Genomic DNA, 20480 nt, shown 5'->3' with positions numbered 1-20480 from the left:
GTGATTGCCACTCTCAAGTCCGCCTTTGGCGGCAAGCGCCTGGCCCTGCCGCCCGCGCTGTCCAAGAACCTGACCCCGATGCTGGTGCTGGCCATCGGCATCACCGCGGCGGTCATGCTGTACATGTGGAACGACCAGGCCAGCTACAAGCCGGTATTCGGCGCCCACGAAAAGGTCGCCGCCAGCGACATGATGAGCGTGCTCGACGCCGAGCACGTGCCCTACCGCATCCACCCGGATTCCGGCCAGGTGATGGTCCCGACCGGCCAGCTGGGCAAGGTGCGCATGCTGCTGGCCGCCAAGGGCGTCACCGCGCAGCTGCCGGCCGGCTTGGAATTGATGGACAAGAACGACCCGCTGGGCGTGTCGCAGTTCGTGCAGGACGTGCGCTTCCGCCGCGGCCTCGAGGGCGAGCTGGCGCAGTCGATCCTGACCCTGGACGCCATCGCCTCGGCGCGCGTGCACCTGGCCATCGCCAAGTCGTCGTCGTTCGTCGCGAGCGACGGCGATAAATCGTCGGCCTCCGTGGTGGTGGCGGTCAAGCCCGGCCACACGCTGTCGAACGAACAGATCGCCGCGATCGTGAATCTCGTCGCGGGCAGCGTCGCGGGCCTGGAACCCGCCCGCGTGTCGCTCGTCGACCAGAACGGTAACTACCTGTCGTCGCGCGTGGACCTGACCGAAGGCTTCGACGGCGCCGCCCAGGGCGACGCCGCCGCCAAGCGCTACCAGGACGACGTGCGCGCCAACGTGGCCGGCCTGCTCGGTCCCGTGCTCGGCAACGACAACTTCAAGGTCAGCGTGACGGCCGACGTCGACAACGACAAGATCGAGGAAACGCAGGAGAAATACGGCGCAGACCCGAAAGTCACCAGCGAAGCGATGCGCGAAGAGATGGAAAAGAGCCGCATGGCGTTGGGCGTGCCGGGCACGCTGTCGAACCGTCCGCCGGTCGCGAGCAATCCGCCGGCCGATCCGAACGCCGCGAACGGTGCCAACGGCGCCGCGGCCGGATCGAACGCCCAGCCCGACGACGGCAGCGCGCGCAAGAATGCGACGACGCGCCAGTACGCCTACGACCGCGCGATCACCCAGATCAAGCGCTCGCGCGGCCGCCTCAAGAAGCTGTCGGTGGCGGTGGTGCTGAACAACGCCAGGGCCGCGTCGCCGAAGACGGGCTGGACCCCGGCCGAGATCGCCAATATCGACAAGATCCTGCGCGGCGGCCTGGGCATCGACGCCACCCGCGGCGACGTGCTGACGGTGTCCTCGCTGTCCTTCCCGGCCCCGGTCGCGGTCGGGCCGTGGTATCAGGAGCGCGACAACATCGTCGACATGGCCGGCTACGCCATGTACGCGATCGGCGCCCTGCTCGGCTGGCTCCTGATCCTGCGTCCGCTGATGCGCATGCTGACCCGGCGCGTCGCCCCGCAGGCGGCGGCCGTCGCCCCGACCCTGGCAACCGTCCAGGCCGGCGCAGGCAACGCCCTGCCGGCCGCGCACAGCGCCGGCGCGTTGCCGGCCCCGGCTGCAAATGCCGCGGCGGGCGCGCTGGCGGCGCCGGAGACGGCTTCGGCGGGCGGCACGCTGCCGGTCCAGGCGCTGCTCGAGGAATACGATTTGCCCCCGGCCGGTTCGGCCGTGGATGTGATGGTCGACCACCTGAAGGTCCTGGCGGGTAAAGAGCCGGAGCGGGTGGCAGAAGTGGTCAAACAATGGGTGCAAAAGAAAAATGGCGGATCTGAACAATAACGACGTGCAGGAAGCGGTGCTGAGCCCGGTCGAACAGGCGGCGATCGTGTTGCTGTCCATCGGCGAAGAACCGGCCGCGGCCGTGCTGCGCTGCCTCGAACGCGAGGAATTGATCGAGCTGACCCAGGTGATGAGCCGGATGAGCGGCATCAAGGTCGACGCCGTGAAGAACTCGATCCAGAAATTCTTCGACGACTACCGCCAGCAAAGCGGCCTGCACGGCGCGTCGCGCAGCTACCTCAAGCGCTCGCTCGACCTGGCGCTGGGCAGCGAGATTGCGAATTCCGTGCTCAACACGATCTACGGCGACGCGATCCGCCCGATGATGGCGCGCCTGCAGTACGCGTCGCCGAAGTGGCTGGCCGACTACATCGCCGCCGAGCACGTGCAGATGCAGGCCGTGTTCCTCGCCTTCCTGCCGCCCGCGCTGGCCGGCCAGATCATCGACGCGCTGCCGGAAGACGGCCGCGAACTGGTGCTGCTGAACCTGGCGCGCCTGGAAGAGATCGACCGCGACCTGCTGTCCGAGCTGGAAGAGCTGGTGCAGCGCTGCCTGTCCGCGCTCGACACCCAGAGCGCCACCGTGGAAGGCGTGCGCCAGGCGGCCGAGATCCTGAACCGCCTGCCGAACAACCGCGCGTCGATGGTCGAGCTGCTGCGCGCGCACGATCCGGACGTGGTCTCGCAGATCGAGATGTCGATGTACGACTTCTTCATCCTGTCGAAACAGACCGAGCAGACCATCACCCGCCTGCTCGACGAGATCCCGCTGGAGCAGTGGGCGATCGCGCTCAAGGGCGCGGAACCCGCGCTGCGCGTGGCCCTGCTCGGCGCGATGCCGAAACGCCAGGCGCAGAGCTTCGAAGACCTCATGAAGCGGTCCGGCCCGGTGCCGATGTCGCGCATCCTGCAGACCCGCCGCGAGATCATGGCGCAGGTCAAGGAGCTCGCCGACAACGGTGAGATCGAAGTCCAGCTGTTTGCCGAGGCGACTGCGGAATGAAGCAGTTCCGGCCTTACCACTTCCCCCCGCTGGCGCAGTTCATCGCCGCCGGCGCGGCCAAGCGTGCCCCGTCGTCGTCGTCCGCCACCCCGGACGACGACTGGCAGAGCGCCGTGGCCGACGGCTATCGCCAGGGTCAGCGCGAAGGCTATGAGGTCGGCCTGGACGAAGGCCGCAACGACGGCTACGACGCCGGCTACACCGAAGGCGTGGAGCGCGGCGTCGCCGAGGGCCGCCAGCAGGCGCTGGCCGAGCTGGAACAGATGGCCAAGCCGGTCGACTCGATGCTGCGCAGCCTGAAGAAGATGAAGACCGAGTTCCGCAATGCCCAGCGCAAGGAAGTCGTGGACTTGGTCGGCAAGATCGCCCGCCAGGTGATCCGCGCCGAACTGGCGCTGCAGCCGGTGCAGATGCTGAACCTCGTCGACGAAGCGCTGGCCGCGATGCCGCCGACGCGCGACGAGGTGGAAGTCTTCATGAATCCGGAAGAACTCAAGCGCATCCAGGAACTGGATCCGAAACGCGCCAAGAAATGGAACCTGATGGCCGACCCCGCCCTGGACCTGGGCGAATGCCGCGTGCGCGCGGGCGACCATGAAGTGGACGCCGGCTGCCAGGGCCGCCTGGCCGCCTGCATGACGCAAGTGCGCGAAAGCCTGGACGCATCCGCCAGGGAGGACGCCGAGTGAGCGCCCTGGCCGACACCCTGCGCACGCTGGAGATCAAGGCGCCGCCGGTCGCGCTGCCCACCGGCCGCCTCGTCGCCGTGCAGGGCCTGCTGCTCGAAAGCGTGGGCTGCCGCCTGCACACGGGCCAGCGCTGCCGCGTCGAGACCGTCGACGGTTCCTGGCTCGACGCCCAGGTCGTGGGCTTCCGCGACAAGGTGACGTACCTGATGCCGTTCAAGCAGGCCGACGGCCTCGTGACCGGCGCCCGCGTGCTGCCGGCCACGGGTCCTTCGAGCATCCAGATCGGCCCGTCGTGGATGGGCCGCATGGTCAACGGCCTCGGCGAACCGATCGACGGCCGCGGCAAGCTGGGCGGCGACGAGACCCTGCCGACGACGCCGCCGAAGGTCAACCCGCTGAAGAAGGCCCCGGTGGAACAGCCGCTGGACGTGGGCGTGCGCGCGATCAATTCGATGCTCACGCTCGGCAAGGGCCAGCGCGTCGGCCTGATGGCCGGTTCCGGCGTCGGCAAGTCGGTGCTGCTCGGTCTGATCACGCGCCAGACCGTGGCCGACGTGATCGTCGTGGGCCTCATCGGCGAACGTAACCGCGAGGTGCGCGAGTTCATCGAAAAATCGCTCGGCCCCGAAGGTCTGAAACGCGCCGTCGTGGTGGTGGCGCCGGCCGACGAATCGCCCCTGATGCGCGTGATGGCGACGGAACTGTGCCACTCGATCGCGGCGCACTTCCGCGACCGCGGCCAGAACGTGCTGCTGCTGTGCGATTCGCTGACCCGCTACGCGATGGCGCTGCGCGAAGTCGCGCTGTCGCTGGGCGAGCCGCCGGCCACGCGCGGTTATCCGCCGTCGGTGTTCTCGAACCTGCCGCACCTGGTCGAATCGGCCGGCAACGGCGAAAACGAGAACGGCAGCATGAGCGCCATCTACACGGTGCTGGCCGAAGGCGACGACCAGCAGGACCCGGTCGTCGACAGCGCCCGCGCGATCCTCGACGGCCACATCGTGCTGTCGCGCGAACTGGCCGAACGCGGGCACTACCCGGCGATCGACGTGGCGCAATCCATCAGCCGCTGCATGGCGCAGGTGGTGGCGCCGGAACACGCGCAGGCCGCGCGCAAGCTGAAGGCGGCGCTGGCCCGGCATGCGCGCGTGCGCGACCTGATCCCGCTCGGCGCCTACCATCCGGGCGCCGATCCGGAGACCGACCGCGCCGTCCAGCTGCATCCGCACATCGAAGCATTCCTGTGCCAGGGCACGCGCGAAGACGCGCCGTTCGCGGCCTGCGTCGACCAATTGAAAGCGATCATGGCATGAGCAAGCGCGAGACGATCACCAGCCTGGACACCCTCGTGCGCGTACGCAGCACCGAGGTCGAGCGCCTGCAGACGGCGCTGGCCAAGAAGGAGGCGACGCGGGTGCGCTACCAGGCCAGCGTGGACCGCCTGACGGCGCTGGCCGAAGGCAGCGGCCCGTCCGGCCAGCCGGCCGGCGCACGGCCGTTGTCGCCGGCGCTGGCCATGAATTGCGGTAACTACAAGCAGGCCGTCTTCGCGTTGGCGGAAACCCATCGCACCGACCTGCAACTGCACGAAGCCGACATGGCCGTCGCGCAGAAGAACCTGGCCCACGCCTGGACAAGGCGCGAGCTGCTGGGCAAAGTGCTGGAGCAGCACGAGGCCGCGTACGCACGCGCGCAGGAACGCACGCAACGCAAACGCGAAGATGAAGTTGCCACGCAGTCGTGGCTGGCAAAAAACGCATAAGCAGGAGAACCGATATGTCGACGAGCGTCATCACCGCCCCCACCTACGACCCGACCAGCACGGCCAAGGCCATGGCCGACCAGTACATCCAGGGCATGCAAACCCAGCTGACCAACCAGACCAGTGCGGCGACCGCCACCGGCAAGGCCCTCTCCACGCTGAGCGCCGCGATCTCGGCCTTCCAGACGTCGCTCGCCGGCCTGTCCGGCCTGGGCCACACGTTGTACGCCCAGAGCGCGACCCTGTCCGACACGGCGGTCGGCACGGCCACCGCCAGCGCGACGGCCGCCGCCGGCGCCTACAGCCTGTTCGTGCAGCAGGTCGCAACCAGCAGCCAGGTCTCGTACGACAGCCTGGCGGACGGCTCGCAGCTCGGCGGCCAGCTGACCGTCAACCTCGCGAACGAAGCCGCGGGCACGAACACGGCCAACTTCACGGTCCAGCTGGACGCCACGGCCGACTCGGACGGCGACGGCAAGCTGAGCGTGCGCGAGATCGCGGCCGCCATCAACAACGCGAGCGGCAACGCGGGCAAGGTGTCGGCCGGCGTCATCACGGTCAGCGGCGCGCCGCGCCTCGTGCTGACGTCGAAGAACACCGGCGTCGCCAACACCGTCTCGGTGGACGGCTCGCAGGCCACCGACGCCGGACTGCAGACGGGTTTCACGTCGCGCACCATCATGACGGCGGCCCAGGATGCCATCCTCTATCTGGGCGACCCGACCAATCCGGCCACCGCGATGATCCAGCAGGCCTCGAACACGTTCACGAACATCGACGGCGTGTCGTTCACCGCGACCCATGCCCAGGCGGCAGGCTCCGCGCCGATCACGCTGACGGTCGGCACCGACACCAGCGGCACGACGGCGAACGTACAGGCCTTCGTCGACGCCTACAACAAACTCAAAAGCGCGGTCGACGGCCTCGTCTCGGCGGGCGACCCGAAGAACAGCGTCGCCGCCGGCGCGTTCGCGCACGATTCGGGCATCGTGGCCCTGCGCGACAACCTCGTCAATCTGCTGCGCCCGTCCGGCACCCTGTCACTGGCCAGCTACGGCATCCTTGCCAACAAGGACGGCACGATCGGCCTGGACGCGACGCGCCTGCAAAGCCAGCTGGCGATCAATCCGAACGGCCTCGACACGCTGATCGGCACCGCCAGCACGTCTGCGCCGACCGGCATCGCGGGCTCCTTGACCACCTACCTGAACAAATGGACCGACCTGACCACCGGCCAGATCCAGCAGCGCACCGAAGCCAACTCGAAGCTGCAATCGGACCTGACCCAGCGCCAGACGGACCTCAACGCGAAATACGACAGCGCCTACCAGCGCTATCTGAAGCAATTCACCGACCTGCAGACCCTGCAGGCTACGATGCAAAACAATTCTTCGCTGTTCACCTCGCTGTTCAGCAACTCTTCCAACTGAGCCAACCGAGAGATTCGAGATGTCTTATTCCGAAGCCTACAGCAGCTATCACGCGACCAGCCTCGATGCGCAGACGTCGCGCGCCTCGCCCATCGAGCTCGTGCTGGTGCTCACCGACGGCTTGCTCGACGAACTGGCGCGCGCGCGCGCACACATCGAAGCCAAGCGCTACGAGCAGCGCGCCACCAGCATCAACAAATGCGTCGACATCATCAACGGCCTCTCCAGCTCGCTCGATTTCGAGACCGGCGGCCAGGTCGTGGCCAACCTCGCCGACCTGTACGACTTCTGCGTCACGCACCTGCATGGCGCCGGCATCAAACAGGATCCGGCGATGGTCGACGAGGTCGTGAAGATCATGACCACCATCCGCCAGGGCTGGGCCGGCGTACAGGCACGCAATGGCTGACGCGATCGACCGGCAGGCGCAGTTGGCACGGCTGGGCGACGCCCTGCAGGATGCCGCCGCGCGCAAGAACTGGGACAAGCTGGGCGAGCAGGCGCGCGCCCTGCTCCCGGCCTTGCGCGCGCTCGCCGCGCACGGTCCGTGGAATGCCCTGGAACACGCCGCGCTGGAACGACTGCGCGCCCAGCACGACGCGGCCGCCCAGGACGTCGGCGCCGCCGCGCGCGCGCTCGAACCGCGTCTGGAAGAGATGCGCGCCAACAAAGACGGCTGGATCGCCTACGCGATGCACAACGAAACCGAACCGGGCGTAAGCCACGAATGACGATCATGCTCAACACCGTAACCCAGTCCGCTCCGGCCCAGTCGGCGCAGTCGGCCCAATCGGCCAAGCCGGCCAACGCGCCGGCCGCCGCCCAGGACACGCAGGCGGCGGCGCCCGCTGCGGCGGCCGCACCGGCCGCCGCTGGCGCTGCCCCGGCGCCGACCCAACCGTTCGCGCGCTGGCTCGGCCAGCAGGCCGACGGCGCCGTCGCGCAGGCGCTGGCGGCCGCCCAGCCCGACGTGCCCGCCACGGACGACGGCACGACCCCGGCGGCGCCAGCGGCCGGCGCCCCGGCCGCCAACGACGGCAAGCCGGCGGACGACGGCAAGACCGCCGCGGCGGCGACCGACACACCCCTGCTGGCCGCGATGGCGATGCCGCTGATGCCGCTGTCGCCGCAACAGGTCACCCAGGCGGTGCAGGCCGCCCAGGGCAATGCGCATGGCGGCGCCGACGACGCCGGCAAGGCCGACAAGGCCGACACGCCGGCCCAGCCGCTCGCCGTGTCCGGCCAGGACGGCCGCCGCGCCGCCGTCGCCCTGCCCCAGGCGGCGCTCATGCAATCGTTGCAGGCACCCCAGGCGGCCCAACCGGATGCGACGGCGGCGAACGTGCGCCTGGCCGTCCAGGCCAATGTCGCGGGCGGCCACGCCGGCGCCACCGGCCAGGATGCCAACGCGGACGGGTCGGTGTCCCAGAATGCGCAACCCGGCGCGAACGTCGCCGCGGCCACGTCCGTGCCGGGCGCCGTGACATTGCCGTCGGCCCAGCCGGCGGCCGACACCGTCAAGCTGGCCGGCCCGCCGACCGCGTGGCGTCAAAGTCTGCAGGAAACGCTGGGCGACCGCCTGAACGTCCACGTCGCCAACAACGTGCAGCAGGCCACGATCAGCATCGAGCCGCCCCAGCTGGGACGCATCGACATCGCGATCCGCCATGCCGCCGGCCAGCTGGAAGTGACCATCTCGGCCACCAACGGCGACGTGCTGCGCCAATTGCAGACCGTCAGCGACAACCTGCGCAACGATCTGGCGCAGCGCCAGTACACCGAGGTCGCGGTGACGGTGACCCCGGCGCCGAAGAACGGCGCGGCGCCGTTCGGCGACCCGCAACAACAGGGCCGCGGCCGCCAGCAGGACCGCGACCAGGACAACGAGCCCGGCCGCGGTCTGGCCGAGGCCGGCAATCCCGCGTCCGTGTTCAAACTCGGCCGCGACTCGTGAGCAATCGATGCATCGATAGCGCCTCCGTGGCGCGAGTACCAACATGAGCAAAATGAAAATGATTATCGCCATCGCCGGCGCCGTGATCGTCAGTGCGGCCGGCGCAGGTGGCGCGGTGTGGTGGTTCATGCCCAAGCCCGCATCCGCCGCGGGCGCGGCCAAGAAGGCGGAACACGAAAGGCCCAGGGACGGCAAGCCGCTCAAGTACGTGACCCTGGACAAGGTCATCGTGATGCTGCGCCGCGGCCCGGACGACACCGACACGCACTACCTGTCGACGGACCTCGTGCTGTCGACGGAAGGGTCGAAGGAAAAGGAAGCGAAGGAAAACCTGCCGCTGCTGCGCAGCCTGGCGGTTCGCACCCTGTCGGCCTACACGATGAAGGAAGCGTCCAGCATGACGGTCGAGCAGTACGCGGACCAGCTGAACAAATCGTTCGACGCCAATTATGAGCACGAACACACGGAAAAGCCGTTCGTGGAAGTCATGATCGGCAAGCTGATCATCGAATAACCATCGGGGACAATGTGGGTTACATGACCGACTACGCCGACAGCTACGCCAGCAGCGAATACTTTGATCCCGCCATCCACGCGGTCATGAGCGCGGCCGAAGAGCAGAAACACCTCGTCGCCTACGCGCCGCTGGTCAAGCGCATCGCACGCCAGCTCACGTCGCAGGTGTCGGGCGCGATGGGACGCGAGGACATGGAGCAGATCGGCCTCATGGGCCTGCTCGAAGCGCTGCGCCGCTACGGCACCCCGGACAATGGTTTCGCCAGCTATGCCTCGCTGCGCGTGCGCGGCGCGATTCTCGACGAACTGCGCCGCCAGGACTGGCGTCCGCGCGCCGTGCGCCAGGACAGCCACAAGATGCGCGACGCCGTGCGCGCCCTCACCCGCAAGCTCGGGCGCGAACCGAACGACAAGGAAGCGGCGGACGCGCTCGGCATCAGCCAGGAAGAGTGGCGCCAGTTCCTGCTGGACGACTGCGCGGAAGAGCTGCTCAGCTTCGACGACATGCTGCAGGAAGCCACCGAGCGCGCCCACAGCACCCCGGGTCCGGAAGATCATTTCATGGTGCGCCGCAGCCTCGAGCAGGCGCTCTCCGCCCTGAACGAACGCGAGCAGCGCGTCATCCAGATGATTTATGAATTCGAGCTCAGCTACAAGGAAATCGCGGCCGTGCTCGACCTGTCCGACGCCCGCGTCTGCCAGCTCAACAAAAGTGCGCTGGCCAAGATGAAGGCGGCGCTGGCCCAGGCCTGAACGACCACAAGAAAGGTAATAACAATCATGCAAATCCTTGGCATTCTCATCGTGCTCGGCGCCGTGTTCGGCGGCTTTACGATGATGGGCGGCACGGTCGGTGCCATCTGGCAGCCCACCGAGCTGATCGTCATCTGCGGCGCCGCCACCGGCGCCCTGGTGCTGGGCAACCCCAAGCACGTGCTGGCCGAACTGTTTTCCCAGGTCAAAAAGGTCGCAAGCAAGCACAAGCACGACTCCGAGTTCCAGCGCCAACTGCTCCTGTTGATGTATGAACTGCTGCAGACGGCCGCCGGCGGCCTCAAGGCCCTCGACGCCCACGTCGAGGCGCCCAAGGACAGCCCGATGTTCCAGCGCTATCCGCTGATCCTGGCCGAGCCCAAGCTGCTGGCTTTCATCGTCGACAACTTCCGTCTGATGGCGATGGGCAAGATCAACGCCCACGAGCTGGAAGGCGTGCTCGAGCAGGAACTCGACGCCATCCACGAAGAGCTGGCCCAGCCCTCGAAGTCGCTGCACAAGATCGCCGAGGCCATGCCGGGCTTCGGCATCCTGGCCGCCGTGCTGGGCATCGTGATGACCATGAACTCCGTCGGCGAAGGCGCGGACACGGCCGAGATCGCGGAACGCGTGGGCGCCGCCATGGTCGGTACCTTCATCGGTATCTTCTTCTGCTACGGCGTGCTCGACCCGATCTCCGGCATGATGAAACAGCTGGTCAATTCCGAAGCGTCGACGATGGAAACCGTGAAGGTCGTGCTGTGCACCCACGTGGCCGGCAAGCCGCCCCTGCTGGCGATCGACGCGGGCCGCCGCCTGATCCAGCTGAACACCAAGCCCAGCTTCGCCCAGCTCGAAGCGTGGATCACCGCGATGGCCGACGGCGAGGATGCCGGCGCCAAGCGCAAGGCTTGACCTGGAGCGATCCGTGCAAGCAACCAAAAAAGGCGCCGACAAGCAGCACGAAGCCACCATCGTCAAACGGGGCGGCGGCAAGCAACACGACGACGAACACAATGGCGCGTGGAAGGTGGCGTTCGCCGACTTCTGCATGGCGCTGATGGCGCTGTTCCTCGTGCTGTGGCTGATCGCCGCGCGCAACGCCGAGCAGGTCAAGAACATCGTGCGCGACAACACGGCCAGCGGCCTGATCGATGGCACGGGCGGCAAGCCCGAAGTCAAGTCGAGCCCGGCAGGCAGCCTGATCGAGCGTTTCCAGCTGCCCAAGAGCAATGGGGGCAGCGAGGGCCCGGCCACCGGCAACCACTCGGACACGCCCATCCGCATGAAATACGAATCGCCGTCCGAACTGGCGGCGCTCGCGCACCAGTTGGAAAAGATGAGCGCGGACGCCGGCCTCGCGTCGAATCTTGCCACCGTGATCACGCCGGACGGTTTGCGCGTGATGCTGCACGATACCGACCGCCAGGGCATGTTCGTGCGCGGCAGCGCGCTACCGACCGAGAGATTCGCGAAACTGTTGCGCGCGATGGCACCGCTGTTCGAAAAAATGGAAAATCAGATGTTGATCGTAGGCCATACTGATTCCGTGCAGTACACTAATGCGGGACCGGCGAGCTATTCCAACTGGAGCCTGTCGGTCAACCGCGCTCTGGCTGCGCGGTCCGAGCTGCTCATCGGCGGCATGCGGGGCGAAAGCATCCTGCAACTGGTCGGCATGGCCGACCGCGCCCCGATCGACCCGGTCCATCCGGATGCTTCGGCCAACCGCCGCATCGAACTGCTGATCCTGACGAGCAGGCAGGCCGCCGCCGTCAAGGCCATGTTCGGGGCGCCGACAGCCACCGACGCCCTGACCGACGACGCGTCCACGTCCAGGACGGACGATACGGAGCTCAAGGCACTGCGCAGCCAGATCGTAAAGAAACCATGACGATTCAATCGAAAACCCGAGGTCCACGCATGAAGATTTCCAGCGCCTCCACGCCTGCCGTCTCGATCGCTCCACAGGTGGGCGGTGCCGCCGCGCCGGCCGCGGCCCCCGCTGCCGGCCCCGCCGGCAGCGACGCCCTCGAATCCGCCGTGCTGCAGCCGGCGCAGAAAGCGCTTGGCGCCCTGCCCGATTTCGACGCCGCCCGCGTGGCCGAGCTGCGCGACGCGCTGGCCAAGGGCGAGCTGCCGTTCGACGCGGGCCGCCTCGCCGGCCTGATCCAGCGCTTCCACGGCAGCGGCAACAAGGTTTGATCCCATGAGCCGCATGACCCGCGACCAGGCCGTCGCGCGCCTGCTGGACGGTGTCCAGGCCGACCTCGGCGCCTGCGGCACCATCCGCGACCTGCTGGAACGCCAGTTCCAGGCCGCCCTGCGCCACCGCGGCGCGGAGCTGGCCCAACTGGCCGAACAGCTCACGCCCGAGCTGGACGCGATGGAACAGCGCCGCCAGCAACGCGTGCACCTCGTGCGCGCCCTGCTGGGCCCGCAAGCGACGATGGACGACCTGTTCGGCAGCCTGCCGGCGCAGCAAAGCGCGCGCGGCCGCACCGACTGGGACGAGCTCGAAGCGCTCGTGCGCGACTGCAAGCAGGCGACGACGCGCAACGGCAACCTGATGGCCGAACAATTTACGATCATGCAACGCCTGCTGCACGGCGGAGACGATACCTATGCGCCACGCTGAATTCACGACCTCGATCCCCGCCCTGACACCGACCCAGGCCACCGCACCCACGGCGCCCATCGACAACGGGAGAGATGCGGGCGGCGCCAAGTTCGGCGGCATCTTCGGCGAGGTACAGGGCGAAGTCGCCGACTTCATCCAGAACGGCGGCGGCGACTTCGTCACCAGCGCCCAGCTCAGCGCGGAAGGCCGCATGTGGGCCGCCCGCAGCCAGAACGCGACGGCCGCCGTCATGGGCGACGGCGCCGACACGTCGCCCGACCAGCAGGCTTTCCTCGCCAGCATCGCCCCGTGGGCGAAGGAAGCGGCCGACAAGCTGGGCGTGGCGCCCGAGCTCGTCTCCGCGCACGCCGCGCTGGAATCCGGCTGGGGCCAGCGTCCGCTGCGCAACGCGGACGGCAGCTCGACCTATAACCTGTTCGGCATCAAGGCGAATGCCGGCTGGCGCGGCAGCGTCGCCGAATCCGCGACGACGGAATACGTGGGCGGCGCCGCGCTCAAGACGAACGCCCGCTTCCGCGCCTATCCGGACCAGGCCAGCGCCTTCCGCGACTATGCGCAAATGCTGATCGACAATCCGCGCTTCCACGGCGCACTCGGCGCCGGGAACAATGCCCAGGCGTTCGCCGCCGGACTGGCCAAGGGCGGCTATGCCACCGACCCGTCCTACGCGGCCAAACTCGCCCGCCTGGCGGGCAAGCTGCAGAACATCAGCGGCTGATTTGTATGTCGATCGGCTCAACCGTGCCCGGCGCGACGACGCGCATGCGCACGACCTGCCCGCTGCCGACGTTGCGCACGCGCACGACGGCGCCTTTCCCGCCCTCGTCCAAGGCTTCTCCGGCCATGCTGACTTCGATGCCTTCGCGCCGCGCGACCATCGTGACGGCATCGCCGCGTTTCACCAGAATCGGGGCGCGGAGCTGTCCGCTGCGCAAAATGTCTCCCGGACGCAACATGCGACGAGACATTTGTCCGACCGCATCGGCCGGATTACTGATCGGATCGGCAATGTTCGAAATATCACGACGCTCGATCGTGACTTGTTCATCCGTCAACGCTTCGTTCGGCGCGACGGGTGCCGCCGCGATTGCCACCATGGCACTCACGCGCGCCCGGACGACGTACTCGTACCGCCATCCGGGCGTGTCCGGACAGCGCGCCACGAAGCGCATCCTCTGGGGAGAACGGGTATCGAGCGGTTCGATGGCCACTTGCTGGCTGCATGGCGGCGCCGGACGCGGCGCCACGACGGCGATGTCGAATTGCGGTTCGGTCAAGCCGGACGCCTCCATTTGTTTTTCCAGTTCGGCACGGGCGGCTTGTTCAATTTGCACCGGAATCGACGACGTTGCCGCTTGCGCGAACGCAGAAAACAGCATAAGTGATGAAGCGGCAAGGGTTGCCTTACAGAAAGCATTCATTAGAGAATAGTGGCTGCGGAAAAATCTGATTCTAACCAATCATTTGACGTTCAACCGACAGGAGTTCCTGACATGACGATTAATTTCAAAGACGCACTGGGTGTGCACGCCGACGCGCTGGAACTGCGCGCCGAGCGCACCAAGGTGTTGGCGGCGAACATTGCGAACGAAAGCACGCCCGGCTACACCGCACGCGACATCGACTTTGGCGCCATGCTGCAGGATCGCATCGACACGGAGAACGGCGAGCTCACCCTCTCCGACGACAAGCCGCTGTACCGCGTGCCCTACCACCCGAGCGCCGACGGCAACACCGTCGAGATCGGCGTCGAGCAAGCGGCATTCGGACAGAACTCGTCCGATTTCAATACCAGCCTCACTTTCATCAACATGCAGTTGCGTGGGCTGGCAAAAGCCATCAACGGTCAATAACAGGTCAACAATGGGCTTCAAGGACATTTCCCAGATCGCCGGTTCGGCGATGGCGGCGCAGTCGGTGCGCCTGAACACGATTGCCAGCAACCTGGCCAACGCCGACGTCGCGGCCGGCTCCGAGGCGGAAGCGTACCGCGCCCGCAAGCCGGTCTTCGCGTCCGTCATGGGCAACGACGCCAGCGCGGGCGTGCGGGTGCTCGACGTGGTCGAGAGCGCCGAGCCGTTGCGCCGCGTGCACGAGCCGGACAACCCCAAGGCCGACGCCGACGGCATGGTCTATTACACCAACGTCAACGAAGTCTCGGAGATGGCCGACATGATGTCCGCCAGCCGCGCCTTCGAAACCAACGTCGAAGTCCTCGGACGCATCAAATCCATGCAGCAGTCGCTGCTCAAGCTGGGAGATTCCTGAACATGGTGACCACCGCCTCCACCACCAACAGCCAGTTCGGCACGACGGCGCAAGCGGCCGTCGACAAGGTGTCGACCCAGGCGCCGACCGACGCCAACAAGGACATGTTCACCAAGCTGCTGGTGGCGCAGATCCAGAACCAGGACCCGCTGTCGCCGCAGGATCCCACGCAGTACGTCAACCAGCTGTCGCAGTTGTCGCAGACGGAAGCGCTGCAGAACCTGTCGCAGACGACGACCGCCAGCGCCAGCGTGCTGCAAAGCCTGCAGACGCTGGCCATGGGCGGCCAGGTCGGCTCCGACGTGACGGTGGCGACGAACACCATCAAGGTCGACGGCAGCAAGGTGCACGGCACCGTGCAGCTGGACGGCCTCTCGGCCGGCACGGACTTGATCCTGACCGGCTCCGACGGCCAGCAGCATACGCTGGCCCTGGGTCCCGGTTCGGGCCCCCAAAGCTTCACGATCGATCCGGACGCCCTTGGCCTGGCGCCCGGCTCGTACACGATCCAGGCCAAGCCATCGGACGGCAGCTCGCCGACGGTCGAAGTGGCGGCACGCCTGAACAGCGTGCGCGTCAACGGCACGCACGTCGTGCTCCAGGTGGCCAACATCGGCGAGGTCGATCCCTCGTCCGTCACGGGTTTCAACGGCAAGACAGGCTCCTGAACGGCGCCCTCCCTCTACCGCAACGTATTCAAGGAATCGACATGAGCTTCGACATCGCACTGTCCGGCATCCAGGCCATCAACGAACAACTCGACACAGTCTCGAACAACATCGCCAACGCGGCGACCTACGGCTTCAAGGCCAGCCGCGCCAACTTCGCGTCGCTCATGGCCGGCACCCAGCCCAACGGCGTGGAAATCGGTTCGGTCACGCAGAACATCGGCCAGAACGGCAGCACCGTGACGACCGGCCGCGCCCTCGACGCGGCCATCGACGGCCGCGGCTTCTTCGTCAGCGTCAACGGCCAGGGCACGACGCAGTACTCGCGCGTCGGCATCTTCTCGACCGACGCGAAAGGCGTCCTGGTCGACAGCAACGGCAACAAGGTGCAAGGCTACGGCGTGTCCGCGAACGGCGCGCTGGGCGTCATGGGCGACGTGACGGTCCCGACCGGCCAGATCCCGGCCGTCGCGACGGCCAACATCGCCTACGTCGGCAACCTGTCGGCCGACTGGACCGTGCCCACCACGAAGTTCGACTCGACCAAGAGCGAATCGTACAACATGGTCAAGCAATCGATCATCTACGACTCGCTGGGTTCCCAGCACACGCTGTCGCAATATTTCGTCAAGGCGGACGACAACACCGTCAACGTGTTCTACGCGATGGATGGCGCCGCGCGCTCGCCCACGTACGCGACCGACGGCACCGTGGCGACGGAGCTGACGGCAGACCACGCCCTGACGTTCGACGCCACGGGCGCACTGACGGGAACGACCACCAGCAATGTCTCGTTTGGCGCGGCGGGCGGCGCGGCCGCGGGCAGCGTCACCATCGACTACAAGGGCACGACGCGCTTCGCCGGCGAAGCCAGCACCACCACCAACCGCAGCGACGGCTATGCGTCGGGCTCGTTCGTCGGCCTGTCGATGTCCCCCGACGGTTCGCTCGTGGCCAAGTACAGCAACGACCAGTCGCAAGTGGTCGGCACGGTCGCCCTCGCCACGTTCGCCAACGAAGGCGCGCTGTCGCCCATCAGCCAGACGAGCTGGACCGCCAACTCGGCGTCCGGCGCCGCCCTGATCGATCCGCCGGGCGTGGGCCTGTCGGGCAAGCTCTCGACCGGCGCGCTGGAAGGCTCGAACGTCGACATCACGTCGGAACTGGTCGGCCTGATGACCTCGCAGCGCAATTACCAGGCCAATTCGAAGGTCCTGACCTCCGAAAGCCAGATGATGCAGGCCTTGATGCAAGCCCTGTAAGCGGCTTGACGACCCATGGATAAACTGATCTTCACCGCAGTCTCCGGCGCCGAGCGCCTGATGCGCGCGCAGCAGGTCCACGCCAACAACCTCGCCAACCTTGACACGGCGGGCTTTCGCGCCAGCATGGAAGTGGCGACCCAGGAGCAGTTGGGCGGTTTCGGCTACGACGACCGCCACATGTCGACCATGCAGGCCGACATGATCTCGACCCGCGCCGGGGCCGTGCGCGAAACCGGCCGCCCGCTCGACGTCGCGATCGGCGGCCAGGGCTACCTCGCCGTGCAGTACGGCGACAACGAGGCCTATACCCGCTCGGGCGAGATCGACATCGGCCCCGACGGCGCCCTGTCCGTGCACGGCCATCCCCTGCTGGGCGAAGGCGGTCCGATCGTCCTGCCGCAGCACACCGCGGTCGAGATCGGCACGGACGGCACGATCTCCGTGCTGACGGAAGGCGCCACGCAGATGCAGGTCGTCGACAAGCTGCGCCTCGTGAACGCCACGGGCGCCGAACTGACGAAGAACGAGGCCGGCCTCATCGTCACCCGCGACGGCGGCAACCTGCCGACCGATCCGGACGTGAAGGTCCGCCCGCGCGCGCTCGAAGGCAGCAATGTCTCGGCCGTCGAGGAAATGGTCGCCACCATGAGCCTGAACCGCAGCTTCGAGGTGCAGATGCGCCTGTTCAAGGCCAGCGACAGCATGAACGAAACGGGCAACAAGCTGATCGCCGGCTGACGCACGTCCATCCCAGAATCAGGAGAAAGAAACCATGAATCCAGCAATGTGGATCAGCAAGACCGGTGTGCAGGCCCAGGATGCGAAACTGCAGGCCATCGCCAACAACCTGGCCAACGTGAACACGGTGGGCTTCAAGCGCGACCGCGTCGTGTTCGAAGACCTGTTCTACCAGGTCGACAAGCAGCCGGGCGCCCAGACGGCGGACAACACCGTCAGCAATGGCGTCCAGCTCGGCAACGGCGTCAACATCGTCGGTACGCAGAAGGTGTTCACCAACGGCAGCATCCAGACCACCGGCCAGTCGCTCGACGTCGCGATCAACGGCAATGGTTTCCTGCAGGTGCGCCGTCCGGACGGCCAGCCGGCCTACACCCGCGCAGGCCAGCTGCAGATCGATTCGAACGGCGTGCTGGTCAACGCCCAGGGCCTGCCCCTGGTGCCGCAGATCACCGTGCCGAACAACGCGACCGCGATCACGATCGGCGAGAACGGCATGGTCAGCGCGACCGTTCCGGGCAACATCGCCCCGACCGAACTCGGCCAGCTCACGCTGACGACCTTCGTCAACCCGGCCGGCCTGCAGGCCCTGGGCGAGAACCTGTTCCAGGAAACGGCCGCCAGCGGCACGCCGAACGAAGGCAAGGCCGGCGACGGCGCCTTCGGCAAGATCAAGCAGGGCGCGCTGGAAGGCTCGAACGTGCAGGTCGTCGAAGAAATGGTCGACATGATCGCCGCGCAGCGCACTTATGAAATGAACACCAAGGTATTGTCGGCCGCCGACAATATGCTGCAATACCTGTCCCAGGCTTCCCGCTGACCATGAAACGTTTCGCCCTCGCCGCCGGGATGGCGGCCAGCCTCGTGCTGACCGGATGCGCTTCGCGCGCCCACCTGAACCGCTCGGTTCCCGAAGACGACGCCCTCGCCCTGCCGAAAGCGCAGCCGGCGCGCGCCGGCGTCGGGGGCGGCGTGTTCAGCGCCGACACCGTCTCGCTGACCTCGGACGCGCGCGCGTTCCGCGTGGGCGACGTCGTCACCGTCCTGCTGCAGGAAACGACCCAGGCCAGCAAGAAGGCCGGGACCAGTTTTTCCAAGGGTTCGTCCGCGTCGGTCACCCCGATCACCGCGTTCGGCAAGACCTTCGGCCGCAGCGGCATCGACCTCTCGGCCGACCGCAGCTTCAACGGCGACGCCACCAGCACCCAGCAGAACGCGCTGTCCGGCGCGATCACCGTGCTCGTCCAGGAAGTGCTGCCGAACGGCCTCTTGCGCGTGGCCGGCGAAAAGACCCTGCAGCTGAACCAGGGCGAGGAATACGTACGCATCAAGGGCTATCTGCGCGCGGCGGACATCGACAACGAGAACCAGGTGTCCTCGCTGCGCGTGGCCAACGCCCGCATCGCCTATTCCGGCCAGGGCACCCTGGCCGACGCCAACAAACCCGGCTGGCTGACCCGGTTCTTCACCGGTCCGGTGATGCCGTTCTGAGGACGACATGACCCGACCCTTACGTATCGTTGCATTGGCCCTGGCCGCGCTGCTGTCCCTGCCCGCGCTGGCCGCTCCCGCCGTACCCAGGACCGCGAGCGTGGTCCCGGTCGGCCCGGACCCGGCCATCCTCGCCCGCATGCAGCCGCTGCGCAATCTCGTCAGCGTCGAAGGCGTGCGCGACAATCCGCTCGTCGGCTACGGCCTCGTCGTCGGCCTGAACGGCAGCGGCGATTCCACGCAGGTGAAGTACTCGAGCCAGTCGGTCGTCAACATGCTCAAGCAGTTCGGCGTCAAGCTGCCGGAAGGCGAAGAGGCGAAGAACAAGAACGTGGCGGCCGTCATGGTGTCGGCCGTGTTCCCGCCCGGCTACCGGCGCGGCCAGGAGATCGACGTGACCGTCTCGTCGCTGGGCGACGCGAAAAGCCTGCGCGGCGGCACGCTGCTCCTGACCCAGCTGCGCGCGGCCGACAACGAAGTCTATGCGCTGGCCCAGGGCAACCTGGTCGTCGGCGGCCTGTCCGCGGCCGGCAAGAGCGGCTCGTCGGTGACGGTGAACACGCCGACCAGCGGCCGCATCCCGAACGGCGCGCAGATCGAGCGCGAGATCCCGACCGATTTCGCCACCGGCCCGGCCGTGCTGCTGCGCCTGCGCCACCCGAATTTCGACACCGCGACCAATGTGGTGAACGCGATCAACCGCCGCTTCGGCCAGGTCGCCACCACGGCCGACGGCACCAGCGTCGAGGTCGTGGCCCCGAAGAATCCGACCGAGCGCGTCGCCTTCGTCGCCAAGCTGGAAAACATGGCGGTGGAAGCAGGCGAGGACGTGCCCCGCGTCGTCTTCAATTCGCGCACCGGCACCGTCGTGATTTCCGAAGGCCTGCGCGTGAAATCCGCCGCCATCACGCACGGCGCGCTCAAGGTCGTGATCTCGGAAAGCTCGGCCGTCAGCCAGCCGGGGCCGTTCTCGAAGGGCCAGACCGCGGTCACGCCGCAATCGAAGGTCTCGGTCGACCAGGGCTCGGGCCAGATGTTCCACTGGCCGGCCGGCGCCCGCCTGCAGACCATCATCGACACGGTCAACAGCCTCGGCGCGTCGCCGGACGACATCATGGCCATCCTGCAGGCGCTCGACCAGGCCGGCGCAATCGAAGGCGAACTCGTGGTGATCTGATGCTAAATAACGTCAACGCACTCAATCCGGACAAGCCGGACCAAGCCGCGGACCACGACAAGGTCGCGCCCGCCGCGGACAAGGCCGACAAAGCCGACAAAGCCTATATTGCCAAAGCGACCAAGGCCGCCGTCGACTTCGAGAGCTTTTTCATTTCGCACATGCTGCACCAGATGCGCGAAACCACGCGCGCCATCGCGCCGGACGACAGCCCCACCAAGGACAAGGTCAACCAGGACATGACCGACATGGTGGACAACATGTTGGCCGGAAATATGGCGCAGCAGCGCGCCTTCGGCGTCGCCGATGCGATTTTGCGCCAGATATTGCCGGCACCGCTTAATAAGTCGTCCTGAACGGTCGCCTGTTCATA

The 20480-nt window shown here is 67.2% G+C and carries 26 protein-coding genes; 25 read left to right on the top strand and 1 reads right to left on the bottom strand.

The features are described 5' to 3' along the window. Genes fliF through ISF28_RS19785 form a run of 16 tightly spaced genes read left to right on the top strand, consistent with a single transcriptional unit; the run spans position 1 to position 13218 of the window. A complete protein-coding gene (fliF, locus tag ISF28_RS19860; protein WP_198118912.1) occupies positions 1–1752 on the top strand; it encodes a flagellar basal-body MS-ring/collar protein FliF in 1752 nt (583 codons plus the stop codon). Then, positions 1733–2755 carry a FliG C-terminal domain-containing protein gene (locus tag ISF28_RS19855; RefSeq protein WP_198118911.1) on the top strand — a complete coding sequence of 341 codons (1023 nt, stop codon included), beginning with the start codon at positions 1733–1735 and terminating at the stop codon, positions 2753–2755. The genes fliF and ISF28_RS19855 overlap by 20 nt, the downstream gene beginning before the upstream one ends. Then, positions 2752–3444, top strand: a complete 693-nt coding sequence (gene fliH / locus ISF28_RS19850; protein WP_198118910.1) for a flagellar assembly protein FliH — start codon at positions 2752–2754, stop codon at positions 3442–3444. Before ISF28_RS19855 ends, fliH begins: the two co-directional genes overlap by 4 nt. Beyond that, positions 3441–4757, top strand: coding sequence for a flagellar protein export ATPase FliI (fliI, locus tag ISF28_RS19845; protein WP_198118909.1), 1317 nt, complete (start codon positions 3441–3443; stop codon positions 4755–4757). The genes fliH and fliI overlap by 4 nt, the downstream gene beginning before the upstream one ends. Next, on the top strand, positions 4754–5206 hold the full coding sequence (gene fliJ, locus ISF28_RS19840; RefSeq protein ID WP_198118908.1) for a flagellar export protein FliJ: 453 nt from the start codon (positions 4754–4756) through the stop codon (positions 5204–5206). The genes fliI and fliJ overlap by 4 nt, the downstream gene beginning before the upstream one ends. Before the next feature lie 14 nt (positions 5207–5220). Further along, positions 5221–6636 carry a flagellar filament capping protein FliD gene (gene fliD, locus ISF28_RS19835; RefSeq protein ID WP_198118907.1) on the top strand — a complete coding sequence of 472 codons (1416 nt, stop codon included), beginning with the start codon at positions 5221–5223 and terminating at the stop codon, positions 6634–6636. A gap of 19 nt (positions 6637–6655) precedes the next feature. Further along, positions 6656–7045: a flagellar export chaperone FliS gene (gene fliS, locus ISF28_RS19830; protein WP_198118906.1), complete on the top strand. Its 390-nt coding sequence runs from the start codon at positions 6656–6658 to the stop codon at positions 7043–7045. Further along, on the top strand, positions 7038–7367 hold the full coding sequence (locus ISF28_RS19825) for a hypothetical protein (RefSeq protein ID WP_229519222.1): 330 nt from the start codon (positions 7038–7040) through the stop codon (positions 7365–7367). The genes fliS and ISF28_RS19825 overlap by 8 nt, the downstream gene beginning before the upstream one ends. A 5-nt stretch (positions 7368–7372) precedes the next feature. Beyond that, positions 7373–8590, top strand: a complete 1218-nt coding sequence (locus ISF28_RS19820) for a flagellar hook-length control protein FliK (RefSeq protein ID WP_198118905.1) — start codon at positions 7373–7375, stop codon at positions 8588–8590. A 52-nt stretch (positions 8591–8642) separates the two neighbouring features. Then, entirely contained in the window at positions 8643–9104 is a 462-nt protein-coding gene (locus ISF28_RS19815; protein ID WP_307727454.1) for a flagellar basal body-associated FliL family protein, read from the top strand. 23 nt (positions 9105–9127) lie between these two features. After that, a complete protein-coding gene (gene fliA, locus ISF28_RS19810) occupies positions 9128–9859 on the top strand; it encodes a FliA/WhiG family RNA polymerase sigma factor (RefSeq protein ID WP_198118903.1) in 732 nt (243 codons plus the stop codon). Between the two features lie 24 nt (positions 9860–9883). Next, on the top strand, positions 9884–10774 hold the full coding sequence (gene motA, locus ISF28_RS19805) for a flagellar motor stator protein MotA (protein WP_370663473.1): 891 nt from the start codon (positions 9884–9886) through the stop codon (positions 10772–10774). A 13-nt stretch (positions 10775–10787) separates the two neighbouring features. Beyond that, a complete protein-coding gene (locus ISF28_RS19800) occupies positions 10788–11753 on the top strand; it encodes a flagellar motor protein MotB (RefSeq protein ID WP_370663472.1) in 966 nt (321 codons plus the stop codon). A 29-nt stretch (positions 11754–11782) separates the two neighbouring features. Further along, the gene (flgM, locus tag ISF28_RS19795; protein WP_198118900.1) at positions 11783–12064 is read left to right on the top strand and encodes a flagellar biosynthesis anti-sigma factor FlgM; all 282 of its coding nucleotides are present in this window, start codon (positions 11783–11785) and stop codon (positions 12062–12064) included. Positions 12065–12068: 4 nt separating this feature from the next. Further along, positions 12069–12497, top strand: coding sequence for a flagellar export chaperone FlgN (gene flgN / locus ISF28_RS19790; protein ID WP_198118899.1), 429 nt, complete (start codon positions 12069–12071; stop codon positions 12495–12497). After that, a complete protein-coding gene (locus ISF28_RS19785; RefSeq protein WP_198118898.1) occupies positions 12484–13218 on the top strand; it encodes a glycoside hydrolase family 73 protein in 735 nt (244 codons plus the stop codon). Before flgN ends, ISF28_RS19785 begins: the two co-directional genes overlap by 14 nt. Here the strand turns inward: ISF28_RS19785 and flgA are convergent. Further along, positions 13208–13879 (bottom strand): flagellar basal body P-ring formation chaperone FlgA, encoded by a 672-nt coding sequence (gene flgA, locus ISF28_RS19780; RefSeq protein WP_229519221.1) that lies wholly within the window; start codon positions 13877–13879, stop codon positions 13208–13210. The genes ISF28_RS19785 and flgA overlap by 11 nt on opposite strands. A 114-nt stretch (positions 13880–13993) precedes the next feature. Between flgA and flgB the strand changes: the two genes are divergently transcribed. From flgB to ISF28_RS19735, 9 genes are read left to right on the top strand one after another with little or no spacing between them, the layout of a single operon-like run. After that, positions 13994–14353 (top strand): flagellar basal body rod protein FlgB, encoded by a 360-nt coding sequence (flgB, locus tag ISF28_RS19775; RefSeq protein ID WP_198118896.1) that lies wholly within the window; start codon positions 13994–13996, stop codon positions 14351–14353. Between the two features lie 10 nt (positions 14354–14363). Then, the gene (gene flgC / locus ISF28_RS19770) at positions 14364–14768 is read left to right on the top strand and encodes a flagellar basal body rod protein FlgC (RefSeq protein ID WP_198118895.1); all 405 of its coding nucleotides are present in this window, start codon (positions 14364–14366) and stop codon (positions 14766–14768) included. A 2-nt stretch (positions 14769–14770) separates the two neighbouring features. Beyond that, a complete protein-coding gene (locus ISF28_RS19765) occupies positions 14771–15436 on the top strand; it encodes a flagellar hook capping FlgD N-terminal domain-containing protein (protein ID WP_198118894.1) in 666 nt (221 codons plus the stop codon). Positions 15437–15477: 41 nt separating this feature from the next. Continuing rightward, a complete protein-coding gene (locus tag ISF28_RS19760; RefSeq protein WP_198118893.1) occupies positions 15478–16698 on the top strand; it encodes a flagellar hook protein FlgE in 1221 nt (406 codons plus the stop codon). Between the two features lie 15 nt (positions 16699–16713). Further along, complete coding sequence (locus ISF28_RS19755; protein ID WP_198118892.1) at positions 16714–17439, top strand: flagellar basal body rod protein FlgF; 726 nt, start codon at positions 16714–16716, stop codon at positions 17437–17439. A 34-nt stretch (positions 17440–17473) separates the two neighbouring features. Next, positions 17474–18259 (top strand): flagellar basal-body rod protein FlgG, encoded by a 786-nt coding sequence (gene flgG / locus ISF28_RS19750; RefSeq protein WP_198118891.1) that lies wholly within the window; start codon positions 17474–17476, stop codon positions 18257–18259. Positions 18260–18261: 2 nt separating this feature from the next. After that, positions 18262–18930 (top strand): flagellar basal body L-ring protein FlgH, encoded by a 669-nt coding sequence (flgH, locus tag ISF28_RS19745; protein WP_198118890.1) that lies wholly within the window; start codon positions 18262–18264, stop codon positions 18928–18930. Between the two features lie 7 nt (positions 18931–18937). Continuing rightward, the gene (locus ISF28_RS19740; RefSeq protein WP_198118889.1) at positions 18938–20107 is read left to right on the top strand and encodes a flagellar basal body P-ring protein FlgI; all 1170 of its coding nucleotides are present in this window, start codon (positions 18938–18940) and stop codon (positions 20105–20107) included. Continuing rightward, positions 20107–20463, top strand: coding sequence for a rod-binding protein (locus ISF28_RS19735; protein WP_198118888.1), 357 nt, complete (start codon positions 20107–20109; stop codon positions 20461–20463). The genes ISF28_RS19740 and ISF28_RS19735 overlap by 1 nt, the downstream gene beginning before the upstream one ends. Positions 20464–20480: the final 17 nt, after the last annotated feature.

The organism is Massilia rhizosphaerae (assembly GCF_016093545.1).
GTDB lineage: Bacteria > Pseudomonadota > Gammaproteobacteria > Burkholderiales > Burkholderiaceae_D > Telluria > Telluria rhizosphaerae.
This window is presented reverse-complemented; position numbering and strand designations above follow the sequence as displayed.